Genomic DNA, 7,457 nt, shown 5'->3' with positions numbered 1-7,457 from the left:
TCGTCGTACAGGACGGTGGAGATGTAGCGCTCCCCGAAGTCGCAGACAACGGCAACAATCAGTTTACCGGCGTTCTCGGGACGCTTGGCGACCTCCAGGGCAGCCCAGACGATCGCGCCGGAGGAGATGCCGCCCAGGATGCCTTCCCGGACGCCGAGGTCGCGGGCCACGCGGACGGAGTCCTCCAGGGCCGCGTCGATGACCTCGTCGTAGACGTTGGTGTCCAGGATGTCCGGGACGAAGTTGGCGCCCAGGCCCTGGATCTTGTGCGGACCGGGAGCGCCGCCGTTGAGGATGGCCGAATCCTTGGGCTCGACGGCGATGACCTGCACGTCCGGGTTGCGCTCCTTGAGCACCTGCCCGACGCCGGTGACCGTGCCGCCGGTGCCGACGCCGGCAACGAAGATGTCCACCTTGCCGTCGGTATCGGCCCAGATTTCCTCAGCGGTGGTCCGGCGGTGCACCTCGGGGTTGGCCTCGTTGGCGAACTGCTGCGCCCAGATGGAGTTCTCCGTGTTGGCGACGATGTCCTGGGCTTTCTCCACGGCTCCGCGCATGCCCTCGGACCCCGGGGTCAGCACAATCTCGGCACCGTAGGCGCGCAGCATAACGCGGCGTTCCGTGGACATGGTCTCCGGCATGGTGAGGATGACCTTGTAGCCGCGGGCTGCGCCCACCATCGCCAGGGCAATGCCGGTGTTGCCCGAGGTTCCCTCGACAATGGTGCCGCCGGGCTTGAGCGCACCGGACTTCTCCGCCGCATCGATGATGGCAACGCCGATCCGGTCCTTGACGCTGTTGGCCGGGTTGTAGAACTCGAGCTTGACCGCCACAGTGGCGTTCAGGCCTTCGCTCAACCGGTTGAGGCGGACCAGCGGAGTGCCGCCGACCAGCTGGGTAACATCGTCATAGATCCGTGCCATGGGTATGTGTGCCTGTCTGTGAGGGGGAAATCTAAGGTCAGCCTAACGAGGGCGCTCTGGCCCTAGCTAAGCATTAAGCCATGCAGAGTAATATTTCCTGGCCTTCGCCAGCTTCGGGTTGATGATCACCTGGCAGTACCCCTGGTCGGGGTATTTCGCGTAGTAGTCCTGGTGGAAATCCTCGGCCACGTGGAAGACCGGAAGCCGGCTCACTTCGGTGACAATCGGGTTCGACCACAGCTCCTGGTTCCGGTCGATCGCTTCCTCGAACAGGATCTTCTCTTCGGTGGTCTCATAGAACATGGAGGACCGGTACTGGGTGCCGACGTCGTAGCCCTGGCGGTTCAAGGTGGTCGGATCGYGCAGGGCGAAGAACATGTCGAGGATGACCTCGGCCGGGATGATGTCCTCGTCAAAGGTCACGGCCACCACCTCGGCGTGGCCGGTGGTGCCCGAGCAGACTGAGTAGTAATCGGGGTTGCGGTCATGGCCTCCGGTGTAGCCAGAAACCACCGAGCTCACACCCTTGGTCTTTTGGTAGACGGCGTCGAGGCACCAGAAGCAGCCCCCGCCGAGGACGAAAGTTCTCATGTCCTGTTCAATGGACGAACCCGCCGGATCATTCCCGAACCCGGCATTTCCCGCGTCCTCGTGACTCCGCGCTGGGACGTCCCGGCCGCCGGATAGGGTAAAAATGAGGTTATGGAACCTGAGAACACCGACGTTTCAGCGCAGCCTTCCGACGCCGAGAGTTCCGGTGCGGCCGCCACGCTGGGCATGATCCTGCTGGCCGTCGAGGAACTCTGGCCCGAATCACTCGCCGAGTCATGGGACGAGGTGGGCCTGGTGGCCGGGCACCCGTCGGCAGAGGTATCCAAGATCCTCTTCGCCGTGGACCCCAGCCTCGAGGTCATCGAGGAAGCCGTCGACTGGGGCGCGGACCTGCTGATCACCCACCACCCCCTGTTACTTAAAGGCGTCACGTCCGTGGCTGCCAACACCCCCAAGGGCAAGGCGGTGCACCGCCTGATCGAGACTGGTACAGCGCTGCTGACCGTCCACACGAACGGTGATTCCGCCGTCGGGGGAGTCTCCGATGTGCTCGCCGACACCCTCGGCCTGCAGGACGTAATGCCACTGACCCCTGCGGCGGACGGTCTTCCCGAGGAAGGGATCGGCCGGGTCGGGGACCTTGCCGACGTCCAGACGCTGGGGGACTTTGCCGCCCGGGTCTTCGGCATCCTGCCGTCCGTGGCCGGCGGGGTTCGGGTGTCCGGTGACCGGGACGGCCTGGTCCGCCGGGTTGCCCTGTGCGGGGGAGCCGGGGACTCGCTGTTCAACGAGGTCCGTGCGAGCAACGCCGATGTTTACCTGACCGCGGACCTGCGCCACCATCCGGCGTCCGAGGCCCGCGAAGCGGCCGTCAATGACCGGCCGTACCTGATCGATGTCTCGCACTTCGCCAGCGAGTGGCTGTGGCTGCCGGCGGCCGCGGATGCGCTCGGGAACGTCCTGGCTGACCAGGGGCACGACATCGAAATCCGGGTCAGCACCACCAACAGCGACCCGTGGGACTTCATCCTGACTCCCGGCTAGGCGATAGAGTCTAGGAAGCGCCAGTACGGTGCCCGGCTCCGGCCGGTAAGTGAACACGCGGAGGAAATAGTGGCCAAGGCAGCACCGGCGGAACAGATGAAGTTGCTCGAACTGCAGGGACTCGACGCCAAGCTCAAGTCTCTGTCGAACCGCCGCCGCAGCCTTGAAAGCGACTCCCGGATCACCGACCTTGAGGCGGCCCTCAGCATCGCCATGGGCGAGCTCGGTGCCGCGAAGGTAGCCGTCCACGACGCCGAACTGGAACTCAAGCGGGCCGAGGCCGACGTCGAACAGGTCGCCTCCCGCATTGAACGCGACGAGGCCCGGCTCAACAGCGGCACCGGGCTGTCCAAAGACCTGGTGGCCCTGCAGCGGGACATCGCCTCGCTGAACAAGCGCCGCTCGGACCTTGAGGACGTCGAGCTCGAAGTCCTGGAGCGGCTGGATGCACTGCGTCTCCGCCAGGCAGCGCAGCAGCAGATCGTCGACGACATCCAGGGCTCGTTCGGCAGCATCCGCGCCGAACTGGACGAGCAGCTGGCCGAGGTCGCGGCCGAAACCACCGTGGTGCGCGGCCAGCGTGCCGAGTTCGCGGACGGACTGGATGCGGCAATGCTCGCGGTCTACGACAAAACCCTCGCCAAGCGCGGAGTCGGCGCCGCCCGGCTCTTCCACGGCACCTCGGAGGGATCCGGCATGCAGCTGAGCCCCGGCGACCTCGCGGAGATCAAGGCCGCTGCCGAGGACGACATTGTTTTCTGCCCCGACTCCGGCTGCATCCTGGTCCGCTCCGCCGAGTGGGCCTAGCCGGCGCAGGTCAGGACTAGCCGGGCAGAATGAGGTTCAGGGTGTGCGGCTTGCGGGCCGTGCCCCCCACCAGCTCCGCGGACCACTTCTCGGCGGCTGCCTGCTGCAGTTGCGCCGGAGTCTGCGGCGCCTTGCCGCGCCGGGCCAGCAAGTGCCGGGCCAGTTCGCCACGGGTGTGCTTGGCGAAGTGGCTAACCACTTTGCGGACCCCGTCCACCTCCGTGAAGACGTTCACGGCCACGGTCTGCTCCGGCGGGGGTGCCCACGCCGCGGTGTAGGTGCTGGAGCGGCAGTCAACAATGAGCTCGTCCGCCGTTTCGGCGGCCAGCGCCGCCGTGAGCTGCGGCTTCCAGAACGAAGCGAGGCGTCCGACGTCGGGGAGGGCAGTGCCCATCGACAGCCGGTAGGCCGGGACCCGGTCCGCGAACCGGATGGCGCCCCAGAGCGCGGAAATCACCACCACCGACTCATCGGCTTTCTGGCGCTGCCGCGGAGTCAGAGAGCGGTAGCCCAGAGCGTCGTACAAAACTCCGGAGTACACCCGGTGCGCCGGGGCCGCCGGCTCGGCGTGCAGCCGRGTGTTGCGTTCGACGTCGGCCGTCAGCGAGGCGCCGACCCCCAGCAGCGCGAGGGCGTCGTGGTGGGCGCTGACCGTACCGAGCGCTTCGAGGACGCGCGCCCGGTGGGCATTCAGGGCGGGGAAGCTGAGCGAGTCCGGGTCGACGGGGGCGCCTCCGGTTGCGGGGGTCTTACCTTCGGACGGGGGCAGCAGAATCAGCACCGTACGATCCTACCGGCGGGCGGGTGCCGGTCAGGCGACCGTGGGCGCGGTCAGGCTACCTTGGGCGGCGCGGCCGGGATAGGGGTTGGTGCGTGCGCCGGGGCGACGGCGGGGGCCTGGAGCTGTGCGGCAGCCCCGGCCGCCCGGGTCTCCCGGGCCAGGAACGCGGAGAGTTCGCCGATGGTGCTCATCAGCGGGGCAGGGAAGACCACCGTGGAGTTCTTGTCGACGGCGATTTCCACGAGGGACTGTAGATTCCGCAGCTGCAGCGCCAGCGGGTGGGCCATCATCATGTCCGAGGCTTCCCCGAGGGCTGCCGCCGCGATTGCCTCGCCCTCGGCGGCGATGATTTTGGCCCGCTTCTCCCGCTCCGCCTCGGCCTGCCGGGCCATGGCGCGCTTCATACTCTCCGGCAGTTGGATGTCCTTGAGCTCCACGAGCGTCACTTCGACGCCCCACTCCAGCGTCAGGGCGTCCAGGATCTCGCGGATATCGCTGTTGATGTGCTCGGTCTCCGAGAGTGTCTGGTCGAGGCTGTGCCGGCCAACAACCTTCCGCAGCGTGGTCTGCGCGATCTGGTTGATGGCGGCGGCCACGTTCTCGATCGCCACGACCGACTTCACGGCATCGATCACGCGGTAATAGGCGACGGCGGAGATGTCCACGCTGACGTTGTCCTGCGTGATGATGCCCTGGGACTGGATCGGCATGGTCACAATCCGGAGGCTGACCAGCTGGAGGCGGTCGATCACCGGAATGATCAGCCGCAGGCCCGGCATACGGACCCCGATGACCCGGCCCAGCCGGAAAAGCACGCCTTGCTCGTACTGGCGGACAATCCGGATCGACATCCGGGCCGCGGCGACCAGCAGCACCGCGATAAGAAGCCATACGACGATTGCGGTCAGACCCATCCGGATCGCTTCCTTTATCTGACGGGATTGCTGCTTCAATTCTCCCACCGGCGGGGCGAAAAGGCGCCGGTCAGGCCGGCCGCCGGGGGACCCGTAGAATGTACTGCGGATGGGTTGACCAGGCGGCCGCGCGCCTTGCAAGTGGCTCGAGGAACGTCCGGGCTCCGCAGGGCAGGGTGGTGGGTAACGCCCACTCGGGGTAACCCGCAGGCCAGTGCCACAGAGAACAGACCGCCTGTACCGCGCCGTGTCCGCACGGCGGGGGAGCAGGTAAGGGTGAAACGGTGGTGTAAGAGACCACCAGCTTCCCGGGTGACCGGGAAGGCTAGGTAAACCCCACCCGGAGCAAGGCCAGACAGGACACGTTTGAGGGCTGCCCGCCCGAGTGTCCGGGTAGGCTGCTGGAGGGCGTCGGCAACGGCGTCCGTAGATGGATGGCCGCTACTCCCGCGCCGGTAACAGCGCGGGAACACAGAACCCGGCGTATCGGTCAACCCATCCCACCCAACGAAAAAGGGCTGGCACCATCTGGTGCCAGCCCTTCTCGTTTAAGGCGTTAGGAGTGGATTAGGCCTTCGCMTTCCGCTTCACCCAGCCCCACGCCGCCGTGGCGACGAACAGGACCAGGCCGATGATGGCCAGCCAGATCAGGCCCTTAACGACGAAGCCCAGGATCGAGAGGATAAGCCAGATGACAAGTAGTGCAACGATGAGTCCCATCTGGACATCCTATGTCATGCGCCGCGCGGTGGCGTGTGAGTGATTTCACGCTTCCCCCGGCCCGCATGGCCACCGTGCCAGCCTAGAATGGAGACTGAACGTAGATGTTCTGCCACCGGGTCTGCGTTCGCAGCCGGTGGCTTTTTCTTTGCGCTCCATAAAGGTGCGCGGGGTGGACCGAATCCCCGCAGCGCCAAGGGTTCCGGAGATCCACCGGCAGCCGACTTCCGCATACGAGGACGTATGTGGTGGATTTTAGGAAGGTAGTTCTGTGAGCCAGACGTCAGATTCTTGTCTTGATACGTGGATGGGCCGGGAGGCGCTCGCCGAGGCCATGATTCCGGTCATCGGCCGGCTGTACCGCGAGAACAACGTGGTGACCTCCATCCACGGTCGGAGCCTGATCAACAAGTCCACCATGAACATCCTGAAGGCGCACCGCTTCGCCCGCCGGATGAGCAAGGAGGAGCTGCGCCTCGAAGAGACGGCCCCGCTCCTTGACGCCCTCACCCAGCTGGACCTCGGCGCCGCAGCGATCGACATCGCCCGCCTGACCGAGAAGTACCGTGCCGAGGGCGACGGCGTCAGCCTCGACGAATTCCTCCGGGCCGAGCTCGCAGACGTCGTCGGTAAGCGCGGCGGCGATGACCGCACCAGCACCGACGTCGTCCTCTACGGCTTYGGCCGYATCGGCCGGCTCCTGGCCCGCCTCCTGATCGAAAAGGCCGGTGGCGGTCACGGGCTGCGCCTGCGCGCGATCGTGGTGCGCCGCGGCTCGGACAACGACCTCACCAAGCGCGCCAGCCTGCTGCGCCGCGACTCGGTCCACGGTTCCTTCGAAGGCACCATCAAGGTGGACCTCGAGAACGACACCATCACGGCCAACGGCGTCCAGATCCAGGTCATCTACTCGGACAACCCGGCCACCGTGGACTACACCGCCTACGGCATCCACGACGCACTGGTGGTTGACAACACCGGCCGCTGGCGCGACGCGGAGGGCCTGTCGCAGCACCTCCAGAGCAAGGGTGCGGCCCGCGTCCTCCTCACGGCGCCCGGCAAGGGCGAACTGAAGAACATCGTGCACGGCATCAACCACGCCACGATTACCGACTCGGACACGATCGTCTCCGCGGCGTCCTGCACCACCAACGCCATCACCCCGGTGCTGAAGGCCATCAACGACCGCTACGGCGTGGTGCACGGGCACGTGGAAACGGTTCACTCGTTCACCAACGACCAGAACCTGATCGACAACTTCCACAAGGGTGACCGCCGCGGCCGCTCCGCCGCGCTGAACATGGTCATCACCGAAACCGGTGCGGCCAAGGCCGTGGCCAAGGCCCTGCCCGAACTCCTCGGCAAGCTCACCGGCAGCTCCATCCGCGTCCCCACCCCGGATGTGTCGCTGGCCATCCTGAACCTGAGCCTCGAAAACGGCACCACCAAGGATGAGGTCAACGACTACCTCCGGGAGATGTCGCTGCACTCCGAGCTGCGCAAGCAGATCGACTACATCGATTCCCCCGAGGTGGTCTCCACCGACTTCGTCGGCTCCCGCCGCGCAGGCATCGTCGACGGCCTGGCCACCATCTCCAACGAAAAGAACCTCGTGCTGTACGTCTGGTACGACAACGAGTTCGGCTACAGCTGCCAGGTTGTCCGCGTGATGGAGGAAATGGCCGGCGTGAACCCGCCGTCGTTCCCGGCCAAGGA

General features: G+C 66.1%; 8 protein-coding genes and 1 other RNA gene. 4 read left to right on the top strand and 5 right to left on the bottom strand.

Features of this window, described 5'->3' with window-relative positions; translation table 11 throughout:
• Both cysK and msrA read right to left on the bottom strand, forming a co-directional pair.
• On the bottom strand, positions 1–923 hold a 923-nt coding region (gene cysK / locus AC1DHD_RS11905; RefSeq protein WP_476879914.1), incomplete at its 3' end, for a cysteine synthase A.
• 66 nt (positions 924–989) lie between these two features.
• Positions 990–1,514 carry a peptide-methionine (S)-S-oxide reductase MsrA gene (gene msrA, locus AC1DHD_RS11900; protein ID WP_476879913.1) on the bottom strand — a complete coding sequence of 175 codons (525 nt, stop codon included), beginning with the start codon at positions 1,512–1,514 and terminating at the stop codon, positions 990–992.
• Between the two features lie 111 nt (positions 1,515–1,625).
• Here msrA and AC1DHD_RS11895 point away from each other — a divergent pair, with 111 nt between their 5' ends.
• Together AC1DHD_RS11895 and AC1DHD_RS11890 are read left to right on the top strand one after the other, a co-directional pair.
• A complete protein-coding gene (locus AC1DHD_RS11895) occupies positions 1,626–2,519 on the top strand; it encodes a Nif3-like dinuclear metal center hexameric protein (protein WP_476879912.1) in 894 nt (297 codons plus the stop codon).
• Between the two features lie 69 nt (positions 2,520–2,588).
• The gene (locus AC1DHD_RS11890) at positions 2,589–3,326 is read left to right on the top strand and encodes a zinc ribbon domain-containing protein (RefSeq protein WP_476879911.1); all 738 of its coding nucleotides are present in this window, start codon (positions 2,589–2,591) and stop codon (positions 3,324–3,326) included.
• Between the two features lie 16 nt (positions 3,327–3,342).
• Here AC1DHD_RS11890 and AC1DHD_RS11885 read toward each other — a convergent pair whose 3' ends face one another.
• The gene (locus AC1DHD_RS11885; protein ID WP_476879910.1) at positions 3,343–4,107 is read right to left on the bottom strand and encodes a YaaA family protein; all 765 of its coding nucleotides are present in this window, start codon (positions 4,105–4,107) and stop codon (positions 3,343–3,345) included.
• 50 nt (positions 4,108–4,157) lie between these two features.
• Positions 4,158–5,021 (bottom strand): SPFH domain-containing protein, encoded by an 864-nt coding sequence (locus AC1DHD_RS11880; protein ID WP_476879909.1) that lies wholly within the window; start codon positions 5,019–5,021, stop codon positions 4,158–4,160.
• A gap of 110 nt (positions 5,022–5,131) precedes the next feature.
• On the opposite strand from AC1DHD_RS11880, the gene rnpB reads away from it, so the two are divergent.
• An RNA gene (gene rnpB, locus AC1DHD_RS11875) (RNase P RNA component class A) lies at positions 5,132–5,523 on the top strand.
• 65 nt (positions 5,524–5,588) lie between these two features.
• On the opposite strand, the gene AC1DHD_RS11870 is transcribed toward rnpB, so the two are convergent.
• Entirely contained in the window at positions 5,589–5,741 is a 153-nt protein-coding gene (locus tag AC1DHD_RS11870; protein WP_476879908.1) for a hypothetical protein, read from the bottom strand.
• Between the two features lie 307 nt (positions 5,742–6,048).
• On the opposite strand from AC1DHD_RS11870, the gene AC1DHD_RS11865 reads away from it, so the two are divergent.
• Positions 6,049–7,457 (top strand): glyceraldehyde-3-phosphate dehydrogenase (locus AC1DHD_RS11865; protein WP_476879915.1); only part of this gene is annotated, 1,409 nt, incomplete at its 3' end.

The sequence above is a fragment of the Arthrobacter sp. 05L45_2 genome, from assembly GCF_056397525.1.
This window is presented reverse-complemented; position numbering and strand designations above follow the sequence as displayed.

Excerpts from the sequence above, each read along its gene's own strand:
- AC1DHD_RS11895 (WP_476879912.1), top strand. The coding sequence starts at position 1,626 with ATGGAACCTGAGAACACCGACGTTTCAGCGCAGCCTTCCGACGCCGAG.
- AC1DHD_RS11880 (WP_476879909.1), bottom strand. The coding sequence starts at position 5,021 with ATGGGTCTGACCGCAATCGTCGTATGGCTTCTTATCGCGGTGCTGCTG.